Genomic DNA, 21804 nt, shown 5'->3' on the forward strand with positions numbered 1-21804 from the left:
GAAGGAGAGGTGGACGATCGCCGTCCCGCCCGGCGCGGCGCCGTCTTTTGAGGTGGCCTGGGTTCACGCGTCCGGGACAAAAACACCCCCTGACCATGTTTCCGCAGGTCAGGGGGTATATGCGAGTGGAGCCTAGGGGAGTCGAACCCCTGACATCCGCCATGCAAAGACGGCGCTCTACCAACTGAGCTAAGGCCCCAGAAGGGAACGACCGGCCGGAAGGAACCTTGTCCGGCAGGCGTCGCTGACCAGACTACCGGGTCACCCCCCATATCCCGCAAAAAGATTGGGGGTCCCCGCGGATGACCACTCTCCGTAAGATGCTCGGCGTGGTTCGCTACAGCGAACCGCGGTATTCAGGGGAAGCGATGGGGAGACGCAATGGACGCCGCACAGCAGGAAGCCACCGCCAGAGCGCGGGAGCTGCAGCGGAACTGGTACGGGGAGCCGTTGGGGGCGCTCTTCCGTAAGCTCATCGAGGATCTGGGACTCAATCAGGCCCGTCTCGCGGCGGTCCTCGGGCTGTCCGCTCCGATGCTCTCGCAGCTGATGAGCGGCCAGCGGGCCAAGATCGGCAATCCCGCCGTGGTCCAGCGGGTCCAGCTGCTGCAGGAGCTGGCGGCGCAGGTCGCGGACGGCAGCGTCAGCGCCGCCGAGGCGAGCGAGCGCATGGAAGAGATCAAGAAGTCGCAGGGGGGCTCCGTGCTCAGCAACACCACCCACACCACGAGCGGTTCGGGTGCGCCGACCGTCAAGCGGGTGGTCCGCGAGATCCAGTCGCTGCTGCGCTCGGTGGCCGCCGCGGGCGACATCATCGACGCCGCGGACAGCCTCGCCCCGGCCCATCCCGAACTGGCGGAGTTCCTCCGTGTCTACGGCGCCGGCCGCACCTCCGACGCCGTCGCCCACTACCAGTCCCACCAGAGCTGACCCCACGGGGGCAACACGGGGGCCAGTAGCGGTACGGGGGAGAGCCCGGGGGGCAGAGTGACAGCAGGGGCTGGGGGGTAGCGAGGGGTAGTAGGGGTAGTCAGGGGGCTTGGCGGTCGGGGGGCACGCGGAGCTCGGGGGAGGAGCGGCGCACAGCCATGGGTGAGGTCTTCGCCGGCCGGTACGAGCTGGCCGACCCGATCGGACGCGGTGGCGTGGGCGCCGTATGGCGTGCCTGGGACCACCGCCGGCGCCGTTATGTGGCCGCGAAGGTCCTCCAGCAGCGCGACGCCCACTCCCTGCTGCGCTTCGTGCGCGAGCAGGCCCTGCGGATCGACCACCCCCATGTCCTCGCCCCGGCCAGCTGGGCCGCCGACGACGACAAGGTGCTGTTCACCATGGACCTGGTCGCCGGCGGTTCGCTGGTCCATCTCGTCGGCGACTACGGCCCCCTGCCGCCGGCGTACGTGTGCACGCTGCTCGACCAGTTGCTGTCCGGTCTCGCCGCCGTCCATGCGGAAGGCGTCATCCACCGGGACATCAAGCCCGCCAACCTCCTCCTCGAAGCCACCGGCACCGGCCGGCCCCGGCTGCGGTTGTCCGACTTCGGCATCGCCATGCGGCTCGGCGAACCCCGGCTGACGGAGACCAACCTCGTGGTGGGGACGCCCGGTTACCTCGCCCCCGAGCAGCTGCTCGGCGCCGAACCCGACTTCCCGGCCGACCTTTTCGCCGTGGGCCTGGTCGCCCTCTACCTCCTCGAAGGCGCCAAGCCGGACGCCAAGGCGCTGGTGGAGTACTTCGCCGAACACGGCACGCCCGGCCCGCCCAAGGGTGTCCCCGAACCGCTCTGGCAGGTCGTCGCCGGCCTGCTCCAGCCCGACCCGGCCGCCCGGTTCCGTACCGCCACGGGTGCCCGCAAGGCGCTCGCCTCCGCCGTGGAACTCCTGCCGGAGCCCGATCTCGACGACGAGCTGATCGAGATCTTCGACCAACTCGGCCCGCTTCCCTCCGGGTTCGGCCCCGACGGCCCCCTCACCCTGGCCTCCGGGGTGGCCGGGGAACTGCTCCCGGACACGGACACCGCCTCTGCGGCCGGTCCTGCCAGTCCTGCTGATACGGCCGGTACAACGGGGGATCACGGCCATGTCCGTGGTGATACGCCCACCGGCACCGGATCCCTCTCGGACACCGGGAGCTTCCGTCTGCCGCCACCCCTGGAGTCCCCGACCCCGACCCCGACCCCGACTCCTGCTCCGACGCCGCTCCCCGCGCCGGCTCCGGCCCCCGAGCCCCCGTACGTCTCCCCCCACACCCCCCTCCACGGACCGACGGAACCTCTCCCTCCCCCTCCGCCTCTGCCTCCCCAGCCCCAGCCGGCCCCCTGGGCTGCCGAGCCGTCCATCACCGCGTCGTACACCGCCCGGAACCCGCAGCCGTTCCCGTCCGCCCCCGGACACGGTCGGCGCGGGCGTCGGGCGCGGCGGGAGCGGCGGCCGGGGCCGCCGGCCAAGGCCGTGATACCGATCCTGCTGCTGGCGCTGGCCTGCTACGCGGTGGGCTTCTGGGCGCTGGCCCGGGTCTGAGGCCGGCGGGCCGCCAGCGTCCACGCGCCGAGCCCCAGCAGGAGCAGCGTGCCCAGGCCGATGCCACCGGCCGCGACCAGCTTCATCACCGGATCACCCCCGCCCCCGGTGCCCTCCGCTCCCGCCACACCTGCGCCGCCCCCGGCGAGCGCGGCCGCCCGGTCCTGGTCCGTGACCGTGAAGACGTCCGTGGGCACGGGCCGGCCGGCGTACTCCGGCCCCGCGTGCGCCTGCCCGGTCACCCGGACCCGCAGCGTCACGGGGAACGGCCCCTGCCCGAACGTGCCGGTCAGCCGCTCGCTGAGGTGCAGGACCAGGTAGTAGTCACCGGCGAACCGCACGGAGGTCACCGCGGCGGGGACGGCGTAGCGGTTGGCGTACTCCACCGGTGGGACGGGGGCGAGCACGGCGGACTTCCCGGTGCCGGTGTAGCCGAGCGCGGTGTCCTCGACGTAGCCGCGGACGGGGTTGTGGAGAGAGAGCTCCAGGGCGCCGCCGACATAGCCGTGGCCCGTGGAACCGCCGAGCTCGGCGGAGGCGTGCAGTTGCCGGCCCCAGTCGAGCGGCACCTTGTAGAACCGGGTCTCGCCGGGCGTCAGTTCGGTGCGCCAGACGCCCTGGCCCAGCGGGCGGGCGAAGGCGAAACCGGTGCCGCCGGAGCGTTCCACCGGCGCCCCGCCGAGCGGCTCGGGCGTGGCGGAGTCCCAGGTCTCCGGCGCCGTGGTGGCCCCGGCGTGCGCCGGGCGGGGTTCGGTGGCGGGCGCGAGCTCCAGGTCCCAGGGCCCGGCGGAGGAGACGCCCCCGGTGGCGAGGCGCTGGACGGTCACGTAGTACGTCCCGCCGCCCTGGCACACCGAGTGGCCGGGCTCGCGCTGCCCGAGCGCGGTGACCGGGCGGGGGCTGAGTCCGGCGCCGAAGCGGGCGTCGGCATAGGAGCAGCGGGTGCCGCGCGCGTCCTGGACCGTGACGCTGATGCCGTCGGTGCTGGTGACGGTCGCGTTCGCGGGGGGTACGGCGGTGACGGGGACGTACGCCGTGTCGGCGGCCGCGAGCCGGAGGCGGTAGTAGAGCGTGCCGTCGCCCGGCAGGGAGCTGCGGTAGACGCGGCCGGCCGCCAGCCGTCCGGCGGCGGCGGGGGCCTGCCCGCCGGCGACCACGGACGCACCGGGCGCGAAGGCGTACGGCGTGTCGTCGGCGGCGGCCGCCGTGGCGCCGGGCAGCGTGACCAGGGCGCACAGCCCCGGCAGCAGCAGAGCCGGCCACCACACCGTTCGTCGCCTGCGCCCGAGCCTCAGCCTGAGCCTCGACGTCAGCCATCGCCCCCGCACGTGCCGGCCTCCCCAGTCGTCGCCCGCCGCGTTGTCACCGCCGTACCGGACCGTTGCCCATCCTGCCCCGTGCGTCCCTGCGCCATCCGGGGAACGCGTGCGGCCGTCCGAAAAGCCCGGCACCGCTCAGCGGGAGGCGTACGACGGCGCGTCGGCCCGCAGAAGCGCTTACCGCGCCCCGCGCGCCCCCGCAAACGCAGAACCCCGGCCGCTTCGGCGACCGGGGTCTGTTCAGATTCTGGTATCGGCACTCACGAACCCGTGGGCACGGAGTCAGTCGCCTCCGTCCACAGGTCCTGCTCGGCGCGATCCGCCTGGATCTGGCGGTACACGAGGAGCCCGCCGATGGCGGCCAGTGCGACCAGGAGCAGCTTCTTCACCGCGCGACCTCGTCTTTCCTTGACGTAGGGGACCTCTGGCGCCCGACTATACACACCGGCCGATATCAATCGGTGACCTGCGTCCCGGCCCAACTCCCGCCTCCTGGAGCTCGATAGGGCAGGTCCGGGGCAGGTCCGCGGCCGATCCGATCGGAGGGTGATCACACCTCCACGGGCGGTTACGTCACCCCTCTCCGCCCTCTCTCACCAAGCTTTGGGGTTTTCGGACCCGCTTACCGCCATCCGAGTGGTGTTCATCGGAACATCGACGCGCCACGGGCGTCGGTCCCCCACTTCGCGATCCGCATACACATCATGAGGAAAGTACGCAAATCGCCCAACCCGAAAGTGAGGGGCCATGACCCAGAACAAGGTCATGAAGCTGTGGACCGCCATCGTCACCGCCTTCCTCGCGTTGTGCACGGCGCTCGGACTCGTCACCGCCACCACCGCCACGACCGCGGCGGCCGCGCCCCTGACCGAGACCCCCGGCACCGGCACCGCGCAGCGGACCGTCCCGACGAACCCGGCGGCACACCACTGGCTCTGGTCCCACGCCAGGGCCCTGCCCCCCACGATGAAGCAGCGGATCCGAGCCGAGGCCCACGGCAAGACCCCCAGTTGCCGGCACCGGCCCCTCGACTCGACGGAAGCGGAGAGCACGGCGGCCTTCGACCACCCCTCGGCGGGCACCCTCGACTGCTGAGCAGGCCCCTTCAGCAGCACCGCAGCCGTCTCGACGAACCAGGCGACTTGCGTACCCATCCGTTCAGTCGACACGGAACGACCCCCGGCCGGACCCGGCCGGGGGTCTCGCGTTGTCGCCACTCCCCGCCTGGGAGGATGGACGACGAACGCCAGCACCCCAGAACGACTCCCCCACGAGACACACGAGACACACGAGACAAAGGTGGTGAGCCTGTCGTGATCCGGCGCGTCACCGTCGTCACCGCTGTCCACGGCCCGTCCGCGCCGTTCCTGCCGGACGCCTACGCGTCGCTGAGCGAGCAGCGGCTCCCCGACGGCTGGGAGTGGGAGTGGGTGATCCAGCAGGACGGCACGACGGACGAGGTGCGCCCCTACGTCCCCGACGACCCGCGCGTGAGTTTCCGGCAGGGCCGGCCGGGCGGTCCCGGGGTCGCCCGGACGATCGCGCTGGCGCACGCCGAGGGCGTGTACGTCAGGGTGCTGGACGCCGACGACCTGCTCACCCCGGGCGCACTCGCCCGTGACGTGGCCGTACTGGAGGCCGACCGCACCGTCGGCTGGACCACCTCCCGGGTCCTGGACCTGCTGCCTGACGGCTCCACGGCCGGCTTTCCCGGCGATCCGGACGACGGCCCGCTCGAACGCGGTGTCGTGCTCGCCCACTGGAGCCGCAGCGACTTCCGCGCGCCGGTCCACCCGGCGACCCTGTGCGTCCGCCGGGACCTGCTGATCGCCCTGGGCGGCTGGATGGCCCTGCCTGCCTCCGAGGACACGGGCCTGCTGCTGGCGCTGAACGCGGTGAGCCGCGGCTGGTTCTCGGCGGAGGTCGGTCTGCTGTACCGCAAGTGGGAGGGGCAGGCGACCGGCCAGGCCTCCCACGTCGAACCCGCCGAACGCGCGGCCCGGATGGCGGTGGCGGAGGCCAGGGCGCGGGAACTGGCCGACCTGGGCTGGGCCTATCCGCCCGCGCTGCCGGGCCCCGACGCCTCCTGAGGCCTGCTCCGTGGACCTACTCCGCCGCTCCGCCGAGCACGATCGCCTGCGACGGGCACTTCTCCGCCGCTTCCCGCACCTCAGGGTCGTCGCCGGACTCCGCGCGGCCGGGCCGTACGACGCCGTACCCGTCCTCGAACGCGAACACGGCCGGCGCCCGGTGCGCGCACTCGGCGGAGCCGTAGCACAGGGCGCGGTCGACGGAGACCTTCATGCGTCCTCCAGTCGTCGGTGATGACGTCGACTTCCAGGACGTCACTGCCCCACGAAGCGCGCGCCGAACCGGACCCACCCGTCGCCCTCGTCCTAGCGCTGCCCGCCCGCGGCCGAGAGCCAGTGGGCCACTCGGCGGACCGTGGGCTCGTCCAGCAGGTCGGCCATCGCCCGGACCGCCTCGTCGTCCTCGGGGCTCAGGTCGTACAGGCCCGCCGTGCCCAGCGCGGCCATCAGCACCTGGTGACGGCGGTCCGTCATGCGTTCCGCGAGCTTGGCCGGTGCGGCGGCGGGTCCGGGCCCGTCGGCCGGGGCGGCGGGCGCCTTGGCGGACGGGGTGCCGTAGAGGCGCCAGGCGCCGTCGCCGGGCCCCCACAGCGCGACCGTGGCCTCCTCGCCGCGCGCCCGCACGGTCCTGGTCATGTCCGCGACGGCGTAGAGCACGGGAGCCCGGTCCGGGGACTCGGCGGCCACCGTCCAGGAGTCCTGTGCGGGCTGATGGAACAGAGCGACCCAGCGCGGGGCGCCGTGCGGGCACGGGGGCCGCTTCTCCGCCTTCTCCATGACACTCACCCCTTCGGGGACAGCCGGCCGGGGCGGCACCATATCTGACGATGCGTCAGATATCCAGGGCGCTGCCCGCGCGGCGACTCGGTCCGGGCGGCGGAACGGCCGACTGGATCCGGACGGAACGGCCGACCGGATCCGGGCGGAATGAAGGTGTCAGGGTGAAAAGTGAAGGATGAGTCTTGTAGGAGACCGGTATGAGTCCGCCGCCCGTTCGGCACCGGTCCCTCCCCTCGTGGGGACCGGTGCCGAACGGTGCGGGGCTGCCAACCCGTGACGCGTCGGCTCGTCACGAGTCGCGGAAGGGGAGCCGGTTCCTGGAGTGGTCGCGGAATCACGCGACGGCCTCGCTGCCGCTCCCTGCCTGCTGCGGGGCCCGCTCGCGGGTCCCCGGTGGAAGTTGACCGAGATCTTTCGGCAAAGCGGTCGGTCGGCTCGCGTCCCAGGCCCGTGGCCTGTCCGGACGGTGTGTGACGGATCCGCTACCGGGTCCGGATCCTGCCATCTGTTGCCGTCGGCGAGGAGGTTCCGGCCTCCGGTCCGGTGCTTATTCGCAGGTCAGGCGTATAAGGTGAGTTTTCCGGTCCGGACGTCCAGATGCGGGGGGAAAGAAAAGGGGAGGGGCCTTGAGTTCCGACTCAGGGGCACGCACAGCTTTCGCCGAGCGTCTCGCGCTGCTGTACAAGGAGGCCGGAAATCCTCCCCTCAAGAGCGTCGCCGAGGCGGTCGTACGGCTGCAGCGGGTCGACGAGCGCGGCCGGCCCGTACGGGTGTCCGCGCAGCGCATCAGCGACTGGCGCCGGGCCAGAAACGTTCCGGCACAGTTCGCCGCCCTCGCCGCGGTGCTGCACATCCTGATACCGGAGGCGCGCCGGCTGCGCCCCGCCCCGGTCTCCACCGGCCTGTACGAGCTCGCGCACTGGCAGCGGCTGTGGGAGCGCGCGCTGGCCGACCCGGTCGGCGACCGGCCCGCACCCCCCGACGAGGAGAGCCGGCAGCCGCCCGCCCAGACCCCGCCCGTCGCCGGCGGCGTGTGCCCCTACCGGGGTCTGGCCCCTTACCGGCAGGAGGACGCCCGCTGGTTCTTCGGCCGTGAGCGCAGCACGAGCACGCTCGTCGGCCAGCTGCGGGCCACGGAGCGCACCGGCGGTCTGGTGATGCTGGTGGGCGCCTCGGGCGCGGGCAAGTCCTCCCTCCTCAACGCCGGTCTGGTGCCCGCCGTCCGCGACGGCGCCCTGGCGGCGGACCGGCCCGGGCGAGCGCAGCGAGACGGGGGTCCCTTCGGACGAAGTCCGGGGGAGGGACTGGTGCTCCAGCTGGTGCCGGGCGCCGATCCGCTGGGCGAGCTGGTCCGCCGGGTCCCCGAGCTGGCCGCGGTCGCCGCCGACGCGCGCGAGGCCGAACGGGCGGCGACCCGGAACCCGGCCGTGCCCGGCTCCGACGCCCCCCGGATCGCCCGGGCGGCGCGCGAGGCGGTCTCGGCGTGGGCGCACCGCGAGACGACCGGGGAGCCCACCGACGGCCCGTCCCCGGACATCCGGCCTTCCGACAGCCGACCCGTCGACGACCGACCCGTCGCCAGCAGGCCCGTCGACAACCGCCCCTCCGACAACCGACCCTCCGACAGCCGAACGATCAACAGCCGCCCCTCCGACAACCGCCCCGTCGGCAGCAGGCCCCTCGGCTCCCGCCCGGTCGTCATCGTCGACCAGTTCGAAGAAGCCTTCACCCTCTGCCCCGACGAGGCGGACCGCCGTACCTTCATCCAGCTGCTGCACGCCGTCTGTACCCCGCCGGCCGGCGCGGACGGCCCCGCCCCGGTCGTCGTCGTGCTCGGCATCCGCGCCGACTTCTACGAGCAGTGCCTCGGCTATCCGGAGCTCGCCGACGCCCTCCAGCACCGGCACATGGTGCTCGGCCCGCTGACCAGCGCCGAACTGCGCGAGGCGGTGACCGGCCCGGCCAAGGCGGTCGGCCTGGAGCTGGAGCCGGGGCTCGCCGAGCTGATCGTCCGCGAGGTGAGCGCCGACGGCCCGCGCGGGGCGCACGACGCCGGCGTGCTCCCGCTGCTGTCCCACGCCCTGCTCGCCACCTGGCAGCGCCGCAAGGCCGGAAAGCTGACGCTGGCCGGCTACCGCGCGGCCGGCGGGATCCAGGGCGCCGTCGCGGCGACCGCCGAGCGCGCCTGGTCCGGGCTCGACCCCGCGGCCCGTACGGCGGCCCGGCTGCTCCTGCTGCGCCTGGTCCGCCTCGGCGAGGACACCCACGCCACCCGCCGGCGCGGCACCCGGCGCCAGCTCGCGGCGGAGTCGGCGGACCCCGGCAAGACGGAGGAGTCCCTCGAAGCCCTCGTCCGGGCCCGGCTGGTGACGCTGGACGCCGACACCGTGGAGATCACCCACGAGGCGCTGCTGCACGCCTGGCCCCGGCTGCGGCACTGGATCGACGACAACCGCAACGACCATCTGCTGCGCCAGCGGCTGGAGGAGGACGGCCGGGCCTGGGAGGACTCGGGCCGGGACAGCTCGCTGCTCTACCGGGGCTCCCGGCTGGAGCAGGCCCGCGGCTGGGCCAGGTCGGCCGGCGACACCTTCCTGACCCGCAGCGCGGTGGAGTTCCTGGCCGCCTCGGTCCGGCTGCGCCGACGCTCGGTGTGGCTGAGCCGGGCCGCGGTGGCCGCGCTGGTGGTGCTCTCCCTCGTGGCCGGCGGGTCGGCGGTGATCGCCCGGCAGCAGCGGGACGACGCCGTCTTCGAGCAGGTCCTCGCCGAGGCCGACCGGGTCCAGAACACCGATCCGTCCCTGTCCGCCCAGCTCGACCTGGTCGCGCACCGGCTGCGCCCCAAGGACGAGGGGACGTACAGCAGGCTGATCTCGATCGTGAACGCGCCGCTGGCCACCCCGCTGACCGGCCACACCGGTGCCGTCTACCTCACCTCGTTCAGCCCCGACGGCAAGACCCTGGCCACGGCCAGCTACGACCGCACGGTCCGGCTGTGGAACGTGGCCGACCCCAGCCGCCCGAAGCCACTGGGCAAGCCGCTGACCGGGCACACCAGCTGGGTGAGCAGCGCGGTCTTCAGCCCGGACGGGCACACCCTGGCCAGCGCCGGCGACGACGGCACGGTCCGGCTGTGGAACGTGGCCGACCCCGCCCGTCCGATGTCCCTGGGCGCACCCCTGACCGGGCACAAAGGCACGATCTATCTGATCGCCTTCAGCCCGGACGGCCGTACGCTGGCCTCCGCCGGCGAGGACCACACCGTACGGCTGTGGGACGTGGCCGACCCGCGCCGGCCGCGGCAGATCGGCGCCCTCACCGGCCACTCCGCCGCCGTACGCTGCGTGGCGTTCAGCCCCGACGGGCGCACCCTCGCGGCGAGCGGTGACGACGACACGGTCCTGCTGTGGAACGTGACCGACCCACGGCACGCCAAGCGCTACGACACGACGCTGAAGGGCCACACCGACCTCGTGCACTCGGTCGCGTTCAGCCCCGACGGGCACACTCTCGCCTCCGGCAGCGCCGACGACACGATCCGCCTGTGGAACGTCACCGACCCCGCCCACGCCGCCGCGCTCGGCTCCCCGCTCGCCGGGCACACCGGCCCGATCTGGTCGGTGGCCTTCAGCCCGGACGGCAGCCGGCTCGCCGCCGCGAGCGCGGACAGCACCGCCAGCCTGTGGAACGTGACCGACCGGACGTCCCCCTCCCAGATCGGGGAGCCGCTCGCGGGCAGCAGCGGGGAGATGTACGCCCTGGGGTTCAGCCCCGACGGCAAGACCCTCGCCACCGGCAGCGGTGACAGCAAGGTGCGCCTGTGGTCACTGCCGACGTCGGACATCATCGGCCGCACCGGCGCGTTCCGGCCGGACGGACGGCTGCTGGCCACGGCGGCGCGGGACGGCAGGCTCCGGCTGTGGAACGTGACGCGGCCCGGCCGGCCGGTGCTGCTGAGCAAGCCGTTCATGCAGGGCGACGCCGGCCATCGTTCGCTGCGGTTCTCCCCCGACGGCCGCGTTCTCGCCGTCCTCACCTACGACCACACGGTGTATCTGTGGAACGTCAGCGATCCGTCCCACCCGGTCGTCGCCGGATCGCCCATCGCCCTGCGGACGCGCTTCGCGGGGCCGGCCACGCTCACCTTCAGCCCGAACGGGCACGTTCTGGCCACCGCCTACGACGACACCACCATCCAGCTGTGGGACGTCACCGACCCCGCGCGCCCCGCCGCGCTCGGCAGACCGCTGGCGGGCCACCGGGGCTACGTCAACGCGATCTCCTTCAGCCCTGACGGCCGCACCCTCGCCTCCGCCAGCGCGGACAGCACGGTCCGGCTCTGGAACGTCGCCGACCCGGCCCACGCGACCGCGCTGGCCCGGCTCACCCAGCACTCCGGCCCCGTCAACGCGCTCGCTTTCAGCCCGGACGGGCACGTTCTGGCCAGCGGCAGCGACGACGACACGGTCCGGCTGTGGGACGTCACCGACCCCGCCTCGGCGACCGCGCTGGGCGCGCCGCTCACCGGCCACACCGAGGCGGTCAAGCTGCTGACGTTCACCCCGAACGGGCATGTTCTGGCCAGTGGCGGCAATGACAACACCGTCCGGCTGTGGAATGTCACCCACCCGTCCTCGGCGGTCCCCATCGGCCAGTCGATGAACTCCAACGCCAAGTCGGGCACATTCCTGTCCTTCAGCCCCAGGGGCAACGTCCTGGGCGTCTCCAGCGGCACGGACACGGCCCGCCTGTGGAACCTGGACGACGACGCGGCGATCGACTACCTCTGCGGGGTCACCCGCAAGGTCCTGACCCCGCAGAAGTGGCACGAGTACCTCCCCCGCCTCTCCTACGACCCCCCGTGTGGTCGCTGATCGGCCAACCTGCCTGATTCCCGCCCGACTTGCCCCCGCAATCCGCTCAACCTTGTTACCCTTGGCCATAACCCGATCGCTGGTGCATCCCCCGTCGCCAGCGATCGGGCCTTTTTGGCGCTCACAGGAGAGAACAGGCGGCAGTTGATGTCAGCCGTAGATGCCGAAGACCCCCAACCATGATCGGCTGGGGGTCTTCGTGCTGGTGGGGCTAACAGGATTTGAACCTGTGGCCTCATCCTTATCAGGGATGCGCTCTAACCAACTGAGCTATAGCCCCGCCGCGCTTTGCGGTGTGTGTCCCGCGCGCTGACTCCTGAAGATTAGCGCACGACCACGTCAGACCCAAAATCGGTTGTCGGGGGCCCGTCACTCGTCCTCGGCGAGGGTCAGCTCGATGCCGCCCACGAAGCCCGCGGAGAGGTTGTAGATGAACGCGCCGAGCGTCGCGAGCGCCGTGGCCAGGACCACATCGATGACCGCGATGATCGTCGTGAACGTCAGGACGTGGGGGAGGGACAGGAACGACTGCAGGTCGAAGCCGTTCGCCTCGTTCGAACCGGTCGCCTCCGAGATCGTGCCGCCCACCGTCGAGAACACGCCCATCGCGTCCAGGACCATCCACAGCACCGCCGAGGCGACGACCGTGCAGATGCCGAGCGCGATCGAGAGCAGGAAGCTGACCTTCATCACCGACCACGGATCGGCCTTGGCCACCCGCAGCCGCGCCTTACGGGTCCGCGGCGTCGTCCGCACCCCCGTGCGCGGCCGGCGTACGGCACCCTCGGGCGCCTGCGCCGGATAGGCCTGCGGCGGGTGGTACGGCCCGGCGGGCTGCTCGGGGCGCCGTTCACCGGGCAGCGGCGAGGACGCCTGCGCCTCACCGGCCGGGGCCGGGCCTCGGGTGTCCGTCACTGTTCCCCCCTGGGATGCAGACGAACCGGCGGAGTCCTGCTCGGACACCTTCACCGGCTTGAGGTTGGTCGTGTGCGGGTCACTGGCGCCGCCCGCACGCCCCCCGTGCGCGGCGGAGCCACGGCCGCCGCCGTCCGCTTCCGTACCCGTGGAGGTACCGGCCGATCCGGCGCCCGTGGCTCCGCTCACGATGACTCTCTCCTCGTGCTACTCGGCCGAGGGCGCCTCACCCTCGTCCGTACCGGCGGCCTGCGCCCCTTCGGCGGTCTCGTCGACGGCATCCTCGCCGTCGACCTCCTCCGCCTCGCGCCCGGCCTCGGCGTTACGTGCGATGCCGACCACGGCATCGCGCTTGCCCAGGTTGATCAGTTGGACGCCCATGGTGTCACGGCCCGTCTCCCTGACCTCGTTGACTCGCGTACGAATCACACCGCCCGAGAGCGTGATCGCGAGGATCTCATCGGTCTCCTCGACGACCAGCGCACCGACGAGCGAACCGCGGTCCTCCACGATCTTGGCGGCCTTGATACCGAGGCCACCGCGACCCTGGACGCGGTACTCGTCGACGGCGGTCCGCTTCGCGTACCCACCGTCCGTGGCGGTGAACACGAACGTACCGGGTCGAACGACATTCATCGAGAGAAGCTCATCGCCCTCACGGAAACTCATGCCCTTGACACCGGAGGTGGCACGGCCCATCGGACGCAGCGAGTCGTCAGTGGCGGTGAACCGGATCGACTGTGCCTTCTTGCTGATCAGAAGGAGATCGTCGTCGGCCGAGACCAGCTCCGCACCGATCAGCTCGTCGTCCGAACCGTCCTCGCGCTCCCGCAGGTTGATCGCGATCACACCGCCCGAGCGAGGCGAATCGTAATCCTTCAGAGGCGTCTTCTTGACCAAGCCGGACTTGGTGGCCAGCACCAGGTACGGCGCCGCCTCGTAGTCCCGGATGGCGAGGATCTCGGCGATCGCCTCGTCCGGCTGGAAGGCGAGCAGGTTCGCCACGTGCTGACCACGCGCGTCCCGGCCGGCCTCGGGCAGCTCGTACGCCTTCGCCCGGTACACCCGGCCCTTGTTGGTGAAGAACAGCAGCCAGTGGTGCGTGGTGGAGACGAAGAAGTGGTCGACGATGTCGTCTTCCTTCAGCTTCGTGCCGCGCACGCCCTTGCCGCCGCGCTTCTGCGCCCGGTAGTCGTCCGTCTTCGTCCGCTTGACGTAGCCGCCGCGCGAGACGGTGACGACGATGTCCTCCTCGGCGATCAGGTCCTCGATGGACATGTCACCGTCGTAGGGCACCAGCATGGTCTTGCGGTCGTCGCCGTACTTCTCGACGATCGCGGCCAGTTCCTCGCTGACGATCCCGCGCTGACGGACCGGCGAGGCCAGGATCTGGTTGTACTCGTTGATCTTCGCCTGCAGTTCGTCGTGCTCCTGGACGATCTTCTGCCGCTCCAGGGCCGCCAGGCGCCGCAGCTGCATCTCCAGGATCGCGTTCGCCTGGATCTCGTCGATCTCCAGCAGGCCCATCAGGCCCGTGCGCGCGATCTCGACGGTCTCACTGCGCCGGATCAGCGCGATGACCTCGTCGATGGCGTCCAGGGCCTTCAGCAGACCGCGCAGGATGTGCGCCCGCTCCTCGGCCTTGCGCAGCCGGAAGCGCGTCCGGCGGACGATGACCTCGATCTGGTGCGTCACCCAGTGCCGGATGAACGCGTCCAGGGAGAGGGTGCGCGGCACGCCGTCGACCAGCGCCAGCATGTTCGCGCCGAAGTTCGTCTGCAGGTCCGTGTGCTTGTACAGGTTGTTCAGCACGACCTTGGCGACCGCGTCCCGCTTCAGGACGATCACGAGGCGCTGGCCGGTACGGGACGACGTCTCGTCACGGACGTCCGCGATGCCGCCGATCTTGCCGTCCTTGACCAGGTCGGCAATCTTCTGCGCCAGGTTGTCCGGGTTGACCTGGTACGGCAGTTCGGTGACCACCAGGCACTGGCGGTTCTGGATCTCCTCGACCTCGACCACCGCGCGCATCGTGATCGAGCCGCGCCCGGTGCGGTACGCCTCCTCGATGCCCTTGCGGCCCACCACCAGGGCGCCGGTCGGGAAGTCCGGGCCCTTGATGCGCTCGATCAGCGCGTCGAGCAGCTCCTCGTGCGAGGCCTCGGGGTTCTCCAGGTACCACTGGGCGCCGGCCGCGACCTCGCGCAGGTTGTGCGGCGGGATGTTGGTCGCCATGCCGACCGCGATACCGGCGGAGCCGTTGATCAGCAGGTTCGGGAAGCGGGAGGGCAGGACGGTCGGCTCCTGGGAGCGGCCGTCGTAGTTGTCCGTGAAGTCGACGGTCTCCTCGTCGATGTCGCGGACCATCTCCATCGACAGCGGCGCCATCTTGCACTCGGTGTAGCGCATGGCGGCCGCCGGGTCGTTGCCCGGAGAGCCGAAGTTGCCGTTGGAGTCCACCAGCGGCATCCGCATCGACCACGGCTGCGCGAGGCGCACCAGCGCGTCGTAGATCGAACTGTCGCCGTGCGGGTGGTAGTTGCCCATGACGTCACCGACGACACGGGCGCACTTGTAGAAACCGCGCTCGGGGCGGTAACCGCCGTCGTACATCGCGTACAGCACGCGCCGGTGGACGGGCTTGAGACCGTCACGGACGTCGGGCAGCGCGCGGGACACGATGACGGACATCGCGTAGTCCAGGTACGAGCGCTGCATCTCCGTCTCAAGCCCGACGGGCTCGATGCGCATCGCGAGTTCGCCGCCCTCTTCGGGCGTCGCGGGAGTGTTCTCGTCGGCCATTGCTGGTGAAGATCCTTCCTGGTGCGGTCAGCTGAGACCGACTCAGATGTCGAGGAAGCGGACGTCCTTGGCGTTGCGCTGGATGAACTGGCGGCGGGCCTCGACGTCCTCACCCATCAGGACCGAGAACAGATCGTCCGCCTGGGCGGCGTCGTCGAGGGTGACCTGGCCGAGAACCCGGTGCTCCTGGTCCATCGTGGTCACCCGCAGCTCCTCGGCGTTCATCTCGCCGAGACCCTTGAAGCGCTGGATCGAGTCCTCACGGACCCGCTTGCCACGCTGACGGCCCATCTCCAGCAGCGCGTCGCGCTCACGGTCGGAATACGCGTACTCGACGTCGTCCCGGCCCCACTTGATCTTGTACAGCGGGGGACGCGACAGGAACACGTGCCCGGCCTCGACCAGCGGCCGCATGAAGCGGAACAGGAAGGTCAGCAGCAGGGTGTTGATGTGCTGGCCGTCGACGTCGGCGTCCGCCATCAGGATGATCTTGTGGTAGCGGAGCTTCTCGATGTCGAAGTCCTCGTGCACACCCGTGCCGAAGGCCGAGATCAGCGCCTGGATCTCCTGGTTCTGCAGGATCTTGTCGATCCTGGCCTTCTCCACGTTGAGGATCTTGCCGCGGATCGGGAGGATCGCCTGGTACTGCGGGTTCCGGCCGGACTTGGCCGAGCCGCCGGCGGAGTCACCCTCGACGATGAAGATCTCGCACTTGGTGGGGTCGTTCGACTGGCAGTCGGACAGCTTGCCCGGCAGCGACGCCGACTCCAGCAGACCCTTGCGACGCGTCAGGTCACGCGCCTTGCGGGCCGCCACGCGCGCGGTGGCCGCCTGGATGCCCTTGCGGACGATGTCCGCCGCCTCGACCGGGTTGCGGTCCAGCCAGTCGTTCAGGTGCTCGTAGACCGCCTTCTGCACGAAGGTCTTGGCCTCCGTGTTGCCCAGCTTGGTCTTCGTCTGGCCCTCGAACTGCGGCTCGCTCAGCTTCACCGAGATGATCGCCGTCAGACCCTCGCGGATGTCGTCACCCGTGAGGTTGTCGTCCTTCTCGCGCAGCAGCTTCTTGTCCCGCGCGTACTTGTTGATCAGCGACGTCAGCGCGGCCCGGAAGCCCTCTTCGTGCGTACCGCCCTCGTGAGTGTGGATGATGTTCGCGAACGAGTACACACCCTCGCTGTAGCCGCTGTTCCACTGCATCGCGACCTCAAGGGACAGGCTCTTGTCCTTGTCCTCCGCCTCCAGGTCGATGACGGTGTTGTGCACCGCCTCGCCCTTGCGGGAGTTGAGGTACTTCACGAAGTCGACGATGCCGCCCTCGTAGTGGTACGTGACCGACTTGACCTCGGCCTTCTCGTCGGCGCCCGCCTCGTCCGCACCGCTGGTGGCCTTCGCCGACTCACGCTCGTCGGTGAGCTTGATCGTCAGGCCCTTGTTGAGGAACGCCATCTCCTGGAAACGCCGGGACAGCGTCTCGAAGGAGTACTCGGTGGTCTCGAAGATGTCGGGGTCGGCCCAGAAGGTGACCGAGGTACCGGTCTCGGCCGTCTCCTCGTGCCGGTCGAGCGGGGCCGTCGGGACGCCGAGCTTGTAGTCCTGCGTCCAGCGGTGACCGTCGGTCCTGATCTCGACGGCGACCTTCGTGGACAGGGCGTTCACGACGGAGACACCGACACCGTGCAGACCGCCGGAGACCGCGTAACCGCCGCCGCCGAACTTGCCGCCCGCGTGCAGCACGGTCAGCACGACCTCCACGGCCGGCTTGCCCTCGGACGGCACGATGCCCACCGGGATGCCACGGCCGTTGTCGACCACGCGGACCCCGCCGTCGGCGAGGATCGTCACGTCGATGGTGTCCGCGTAACCGGCCAGCGCCTCGTCGACCGAGTTGTCGACGACCTCGTACACCAGGTGGTGCAGACCGCGCTCACCGGTGGAGCCGATGTACATACCGGGTCGCTTGCGGACCGCGTCCAGCCCTTCGAGCACGGTGATGGCGCTGGCGTCGTAGGAGGCGGCGGCCGCGCCGGACTCTGCGGCCCCGCCGTTCACGCCGGCGTCGGTGGACGGGATGTTCTCGTTGGGGTTGCCGGAATCGGCCACGAAGCGCCCTTTCTGGCACAGCACGAGCCGGGCTCGTCGGCAGTTTGCCGGAGCGGCTGCGGCATGTTGCGTTGGTAAGCCTTGATCAGCGTTGCTCAGCTTTTCCCGGGCGGTCCCCACGTTGGGGCGGGATTGGCTTCCAGTCTACCGGTAGCGCTGACATCGATGGGGGTTTGCCGGTACCTGAGTCCCCATGTGCCGCCCTCAACCGGTCTCGGCCGGGTCCCGATATACGGAAGGGGGCTCCAAGCGGCTCACAGCGGCACTCAGCGCTTCGGGCCGTCAACCCCTGGCTACTCACGGGTCAGATGCGGGTCGGATGCGGGTCGGATGCGCGTCGAACCGCCCGGCACACGCGCGCGTGACGGCACGACGGCACCGCCACACGGCCCGTCGACGTGAGGTACGTCACCCGTACGTATCGCCGGGCCCGGTGCTCCCCGGAGCCCGCAGCGGCCCGTAGCGGCGGGCCGGACCGCCCGGATTGAGCACTTTGATCATCCGCACGGTGCCGTGCCCCAGATCCTCGTTCAGCCGGGCGACCAGCGCGGGCGCGAGATGACGCAGCTGGGTCGCCCAGGCCGTGGAGTCGCACGCCACGATCAGCACGCGCTCGTCCTCGTCGTAGCGCTGCGGCACACAGTGCTTGGCCAGGTCCTCACCGACGATCTGCGGCCAGCGGCCCATCACCCCGCCCACCGCCGCCGGCGTCTCCCAGCCCCGCTCGGTCAGCAGCCGGTTGATCGCGGCCCCCAGCGCCATCGGGTCCCGGCCGTCGGCGCGCGCACCGGAGCGCAGCCCGCCGCGCCGGGCCTGCTTCTTCTGCCGCACCGCGTCCCCACGCGCGCGTGCCTGCTCCTTCGCCGCACGCAACGCCACGCGCGCGAGGTCGACACCGGAGGGCTCGTCCCTCTTCGCGCCCTCGGGGGTGGGTCCGTCGCTACCGCCGGTGCTCATACGCGCTCCACCGTCCCACCGGACACCGCGTACCGGACGCCGGTCAGCACCTCCGGTACGTCGTCGTCCACCGCCGCCGTGACCAGCACCTGCTCGCCGGGCGCGACCAGCTCAGCCAGCCGTTCCCGGCGGCGCGCGTCCAGCTCGGCGAAGACGTCGTCCAGCACCAGCACCGGCTCGTTGCCCTCGGCCCGCAGCAGGTCGTAGGAGGCCAGCCGCAGCGCCAGGGCGTACGACCAGGACTCACCATGCGAGGCGTACCCCTTGGCGGGCAGCTGACCGAGCCTGAGGACGAGATCGTCCCGATGCGGCCCCGCCAGGGTCACCCCGCGCTCGATCTCCTGCTTGCGGGCGTCCGCCAGCGCCGCCATCAGCTGGGCGCAGAGCTCCTCGCGCGTGCGCGCGTCACCGGGCGCGGACGGCTTGTAGTCGAGGGTGATCGGACCACCCCCGGGGGCCAGCTGCTCGTACGCCTTGTCCGCGAGCGGCTCCAGCGCCGCGACGAGATCGAGCCGCTGGGCCAGCAACTCGGCACCCGCGCGCGCGAGATGCTGGTCCCACACATCGAGGGTGGACAAGTCCATGGACCGCCCGCCGTGCCGCCGGGCCAGCGCAGCGGTCTTCAGCAGCGTGTTGCGCTGCTTGAGCACCCGCTCGTAGTCGGACCGCACACCCGCCATCCTCGGCGACCGCGCGGTGATCAGCTCGTCGAGAAACCGCCGCCGCTCACCCGGATCCCCCTTCACCAGGGCGAGATCCTCGGGCGCGAACAGGACCGTACGGACGATGCCGAGGATGTCACGGGGTCTGACCTGCGAGGACCGGTTGATCCGGGCGCGGTTGGCCTTGCCGGGGTTCAGCTCCAGCTCGATCAGCTGCTGCCGCTCGCCCTGCCGGACCTGCGCCCGGATGACGGCCCGCTCGGCACCCATGCGGACGAGGGGCGCGTCGGAGGCGACCCGGTGACTGCCCAGGGTCGCGAGATACCCGACCGCCTCCACCAGATTGGTCTTGCCCTGCCCGTTGGGACCGACGAAGGCGGTGACGCCCGGGTCGAGCGGAACCTCGGCCCGGGCGTACGAGCGGAAGTCGGCCAGCGAAAGATGCGTGACGTGCATGGTCGTTTCGCCGGCTCCCTGTGTCTCTCCGGCCTGCCGAAGGCCTACTTCTTCTCTACGGCGTGCCCGCCGAACTGGTTGCGCAGCGCGGCGATCATCTTCATCTGCGGCGAGTCCTCCTGGCGGGAGGCGAACCGCGCGAACAGCGACGCGGTGATCGCGGGCAGCGGCACCGCGTTGTCGATCGCGGCCTCCACAGTCCAGCGTCCCTCACCGGAGTCCTGTGCATAACCGCGCAGGCCCTCCAGGTGCTCGTCCTCGTCGAGCGCGTTGACGGCGAGGTCGAGCAGCCAGGACCGGATCACGGTGCCCTCCTGCCAGGAGCGGAAGACCTCACGGACGTCCGTGACGGAGTCGACCTTCTCCAGCAGCTCCCAGCCCTCGGCGTAGGCCTGCATCATCGCGTACTCGATGCCGTTGTGGACCATCTTCGCGAAATGGCCCGCGCCGACCTTGCCGGCGTGCACCGACCCGAAGTCGCCCTCGGGCTTGAGCGCGTCGAACACCGGCTGCACCCTGGCAACGTGCTCGGCGTCACCGCCGTACATCAGCGCGTAGCCGTTCTCCAGGCCCCAGACGCCGCCGGAGACACCGCAGTCGACGAAGCCTATGCCCTTCGCCGCCAGCTCCTCGGCGTGCTTCTCGTCGTCGGTCCAGCGGGAGTTGCCGCCGTCCACGACCACGTCGCCCGGCTCCAGCAGCTCGGCGAGCTGGTCGATGGTCGACTGGGTGGGCTCGCCGGCCGGGACCATCACCCAGACCACGCGCGGCCCGCTGAGCTTGCCCACAAGCTCTTCCAGGCTGTGGACATCCGCGAGGTCCGCGTTGCGGTCGTATCCGATGACGGTGTGGCCCGCGCGGCGGATCCGCTCGCGCATGTTGCCGCCCATCTTGCCGAGGCCGACGAGACCGAGCTCCATCAGTTGGTTCCTTAGGTTGCTGTGTGGCGTGAGGGGCACCTGCGTACCCGGTCCGAGCCTAGCCCCGACCCGTCCTGCACAGCTGTGGGCATACGCGCTCATACGTATGGCCTGACCTGCGGAATCGCCACCGCCCGGCTGATGCCGGTGCCGGGCACCCACAGAGGCACCCGGCACTGTGGACGACGGTCAGCCGCTCAGCCGGACCGGCATGATCAGGTACTTGTACGCGTCGTCGGCCTCGGCATCCACCGCAGGCTTCCCGCTGAGCAGCGCCGGCTTCGTGGACGTCGTGAACGACAGCTGGGCCACCGGGGAGTCAATCGCGCTCAGGCCGTCCAGCAGGAACGTCGGGTTGAAGGCGATCGAGATGTCGTCGCCGTCCAGCTGCGCGTCGACCCTTTCCACAGCCTGTGCGTCGTCGCTGGAGCCGGCCTCCAGGATCAGCACGCCCTTCTCGAAGCTCAGCCGCACCGGAGTGTTGCGCTCGGCGACCAGCGCCACACGCTTCACGGCCTCCACGAAGGGGGCCGTCTCGATCACGGCGACGGAGTTGAACTCGGTCGGGAACAGTGTGCGGTACTTCGGCAGGTCGCCTTCGAGCAGACGCGTGGTCGTACGACGCCCGGCACCCTCGAATCCGATCAGGCCCTCGCCCGCGCCCGAACCGGACAGCGCCAGCGTGACGCTGTCACCGGCACCGAGCGACTTGGCGGTGTCCAGGAGCGTCTTGGCCGGGACCAGGGCGACCGCGGAGGCGTCCGGGTTCTCCGGCTTCCACAGAAACTCGCGGACCGCGAAGCGGTAGCGGTCGGTGGAGGCCAGGGTGACCGTCTCGCCTTCGATCTCGATGCGCACACCGGTGAGCACGGGCAGCGTGTCGTCACGGCCGGCGGCGATGGCCACCTGGGACACGGCAGCTGCGAAGACCTCGCCGGGGACGGTGCCGGTGGCGTTCGGCATCTGCGGCAGCGCCGGGTACTCCTCCACCGGCAGGGTGTGCAGGGTGAACCGCGAGGATCCACAGACCACGGTCGCCCGTACACCGTCTGTGGAAATCTCCACCGGCCGGTTGGGCAGGGCGCGGGAGATGTCGGCGAGCAGCCGGCCGGAGACGAGGACGGTGCCCTCCTCCTCGACCTCGGCCTCCACGGACACCCGGGCCGAGACCTCGTAGTCGAAGCTCGACAGGCTCAGCTGGCCGTCCTCGGCCTTGAGGAGAAGGCCGGCGAGGACAGGCGCCGGCGGACGGGCCGGGAGGCTGCGTGCCGCCCACGCCACTGCCTCCGCGAGTACGTCGCGTTCCACCCGGATCTTCACCGTAAGCCGCCTCCTGCTGCTGTTGCTTCTGAGTCCTCCGACTCGGTGTCACCGCCCACTGCGGAGGGAAGGACACCGGGGACCAGTCTGACG

Annotated in this window: 16 protein-coding genes and 2 tRNA genes; 5 read left to right on the plus strand and 13 right to left on the minus strand. The window is 71.1% G+C overall.

The window, feature by feature from the left end; translation table 11 throughout:
- Nucleotides 1-126: 126 nt before the first annotated feature.
- A tRNA-Ala gene (locus LE548_RS31205) sits at nucleotides 127-199 on the minus strand.
- Nucleotides 200-381: 182 nt separating this feature from the next.
- Between LE548_RS31205 and LE548_RS31210 the strand changes: the two genes are divergently transcribed.
- Complete coding sequence (locus tag LE548_RS31210) at nucleotides 382-930, plus strand: helix-turn-helix transcriptional regulator (RefSeq protein ID WP_225100345.1); 549 nt, start codon at nucleotides 382-384, stop codon at nucleotides 928-930.
- Between the two features lie 158 nt (nucleotides 931-1088).
- Complete coding sequence (locus tag LE548_RS31215) at nucleotides 1089-2516, plus strand: serine/threonine-protein kinase (RefSeq protein WP_225100346.1); 1428 nt, start codon at nucleotides 1089-1091, stop codon at nucleotides 2514-2516.
- Here the strand turns inward: LE548_RS31215 and LE548_RS31220 are convergent.
- Entirely contained in the window at nucleotides 2480-3784 is a 1305-nt protein-coding gene (locus tag LE548_RS31220; protein ID WP_225100347.1) for a hypothetical protein, read from the minus strand. The genes LE548_RS31215 and LE548_RS31220 overlap by 37 nt on opposite strands.
- 311 nt (nucleotides 3785-4095) lie before the next feature.
- The gene (locus LE548_RS31225) at nucleotides 4096-4224 is read right to left on the minus strand and encodes a DLW-39 family protein (protein ID WP_003999697.1); all 129 of its coding nucleotides are present in this window, start codon (nucleotides 4222-4224) and stop codon (nucleotides 4096-4098) included.
- Between the two features lie 358 nt (nucleotides 4225-4582).
- Here LE548_RS31225 and LE548_RS31230 point away from each other — a divergent pair, with 358 nt between their 5' ends.
- Nucleotides 4583-4930 carry a DUF6344 domain-containing protein gene (locus LE548_RS31230; protein ID WP_225100348.1) on the plus strand — a complete coding sequence of 116 codons (348 nt, stop codon included), beginning with the start codon at nucleotides 4583-4585 and terminating at the stop codon, nucleotides 4928-4930.
- 218 nt (nucleotides 4931-5148) lie between these two features.
- Nucleotides 5149-5925: a glycosyltransferase gene (locus tag LE548_RS31235; RefSeq protein WP_225100349.1), complete on the plus strand. Its 777-nt coding sequence runs from the start codon at nucleotides 5149-5151 to the stop codon at nucleotides 5923-5925.
- 16 nt (nucleotides 5926-5941) lie between these two features.
- Here LE548_RS31235 and LE548_RS31240 read toward each other — a convergent pair whose 3' ends face one another.
- Nucleotides 5942-6139, minus strand: a complete 198-nt coding sequence (locus LE548_RS31240) for a ferredoxin (RefSeq protein ID WP_225100350.1) — start codon at nucleotides 6137-6139, stop codon at nucleotides 5942-5944.
- 92 nt (nucleotides 6140-6231) lie between these two features.
- Nucleotides 6232-6702 carry a hypothetical protein gene (locus LE548_RS31245; protein ID WP_225100351.1) on the minus strand — a complete coding sequence of 157 codons (471 nt, stop codon included), beginning with the start codon at nucleotides 6700-6702 and terminating at the stop codon, nucleotides 6232-6234.
- Between the two features lie 629 nt (nucleotides 6703-7331).
- Here LE548_RS31245 and LE548_RS31250 point away from each other — a divergent pair.
- Nucleotides 7332-11579, plus strand: a complete 4248-nt coding sequence (locus LE548_RS31250; RefSeq protein WP_225100352.1) for a WD40 repeat domain-containing protein — start codon at nucleotides 7332-7334, stop codon at nucleotides 11577-11579.
- Nucleotides 11580-11782: 203 nt separating this feature from the next.
- Here the strand turns inward: LE548_RS31250 and LE548_RS31255 are convergent.
- The 8 genes from LE548_RS31255 to dnaN all read right to left on the minus strand — a co-directional run bounded on the left by LE548_RS31255 (nucleotide 11783) and on the right by dnaN (nucleotide 21711).
- A tRNA-Ile gene (locus LE548_RS31255) sits at nucleotides 11783-11859 on the minus strand.
- An 89-nt stretch (nucleotides 11860-11948) separates the two neighbouring features.
- Nucleotides 11949-12683, minus strand: a complete 735-nt coding sequence (locus tag LE548_RS31260; protein WP_225100353.1) for a DUF3566 domain-containing protein — start codon at nucleotides 12681-12683, stop codon at nucleotides 11949-11951.
- 18 nt (nucleotides 12684-12701) lie between these two features.
- The gene (gene gyrA, locus LE548_RS31265; protein ID WP_225100354.1) at nucleotides 12702-15296 is read right to left on the minus strand and encodes a DNA gyrase subunit A; all 2595 of its coding nucleotides are present in this window, start codon (nucleotides 15294-15296) and stop codon (nucleotides 12702-12704) included.
- A 42-nt stretch (nucleotides 15297-15338) separates the two neighbouring features.
- Nucleotides 15339-17420, minus strand: coding sequence for a DNA topoisomerase (ATP-hydrolyzing) subunit B (gene gyrB, locus LE548_RS31270; protein WP_308030817.1), 2082 nt, complete (start codon nucleotides 17418-17420; stop codon nucleotides 15339-15341).
- Between the two features lie 384 nt (nucleotides 17421-17804).
- Nucleotides 17805-18353, minus strand: a complete 549-nt coding sequence (locus LE548_RS31275; protein WP_225100356.1) for a DUF721 domain-containing protein — start codon at nucleotides 18351-18353, stop codon at nucleotides 17805-17807.
- Nucleotides 18350-19471 carry a DNA replication/repair protein RecF gene (gene recF / locus LE548_RS31280; RefSeq protein WP_225100357.1) on the minus strand — a complete coding sequence of 374 codons (1122 nt, stop codon included), beginning with the start codon at nucleotides 19469-19471 and terminating at the stop codon, nucleotides 18350-18352. Before recF ends, LE548_RS31275 begins: the two co-directional genes overlap by 4 nt.
- A 44-nt stretch (nucleotides 19472-19515) precedes the next feature.
- Entirely contained in the window at nucleotides 19516-20391 is an 876-nt protein-coding gene (gnd, locus tag LE548_RS31285; RefSeq protein WP_225100358.1) for a phosphogluconate dehydrogenase (NAD(+)-dependent, decarboxylating), read from the minus strand.
- 189 nt (nucleotides 20392-20580) lie between these two features.
- A complete protein-coding gene (gene dnaN, locus LE548_RS31290; RefSeq protein WP_225100360.1) occupies nucleotides 20581-21711 on the minus strand; it encodes a DNA polymerase III subunit beta in 1131 nt (376 codons plus the stop codon).
- Nucleotides 21712-21804: the final 93 nt, after the last annotated feature.

It is taken from the genome of Streptomyces sp. CoH27, from assembly GCF_020181035.1.
In the GTDB taxonomy this organism is placed as follows: domain Bacteria; phylum Actinomycetota; class Actinomycetes; order Streptomycetales; family Streptomycetaceae; genus Streptomyces; species Streptomyces camelliae.

Coding starts and splice junctions, on each gene's coding strand:
- LE548_RS31210 (WP_225100345.1), top strand. CDS start 382: ATGGACGCCGCACAGCAGGAAGCCACCGCCAGAGCGCGGGAGCTGCAG.
- LE548_RS31215 (WP_225100346.1), top strand. CDS start 1,089: ATGGGTGAGGTCTTCGCCGGCCGGTACGAGCTGGCCGACCCGATCGGA.
- LE548_RS31230 (WP_225100348.1), top strand. CDS start 4,583: ATGACCCAGAACAAGGTCATGAAGCTGTGGACCGCCATCGTCACCGCC.
- LE548_RS31240 (WP_225100350.1), bottom strand. CDS start 6,139: ATGAAGGTCTCCGTCGACCGCGCCCTGTGCTACGGCTCCGCCGAGTGC.
- LE548_RS31245 (WP_225100351.1), bottom strand. CDS start 6,702: ATGGAGAAGGCGGAGAAGCGGCCCCCGTGCCCGCACGGCGCCCCGCGC.
- gyrA (WP_225100354.1), bottom strand. CDS start 15,296: ATGGCCGACGAGAACACTCCCGCGACGCCCGAAGAGGGCGGCGAACTC.
- LE548_RS31275 (WP_225100356.1), bottom strand. CDS start 18,353: ATGAGCACCGGCGGTAGCGACGGACCCACCCCCGAGGGCGCGAAGAGG.
- recF (WP_225100357.1), bottom strand. CDS start 19,471: ATGCACGTCACGCATCTTTCGCTGGCCGACTTCCGCTCGTACGCCCGG.
- gnd (WP_225100358.1), bottom strand. CDS start 20,391: ATGGAGCTCGGTCTCGTCGGCCTCGGCAAGATGGGCGGCAACATGCGC.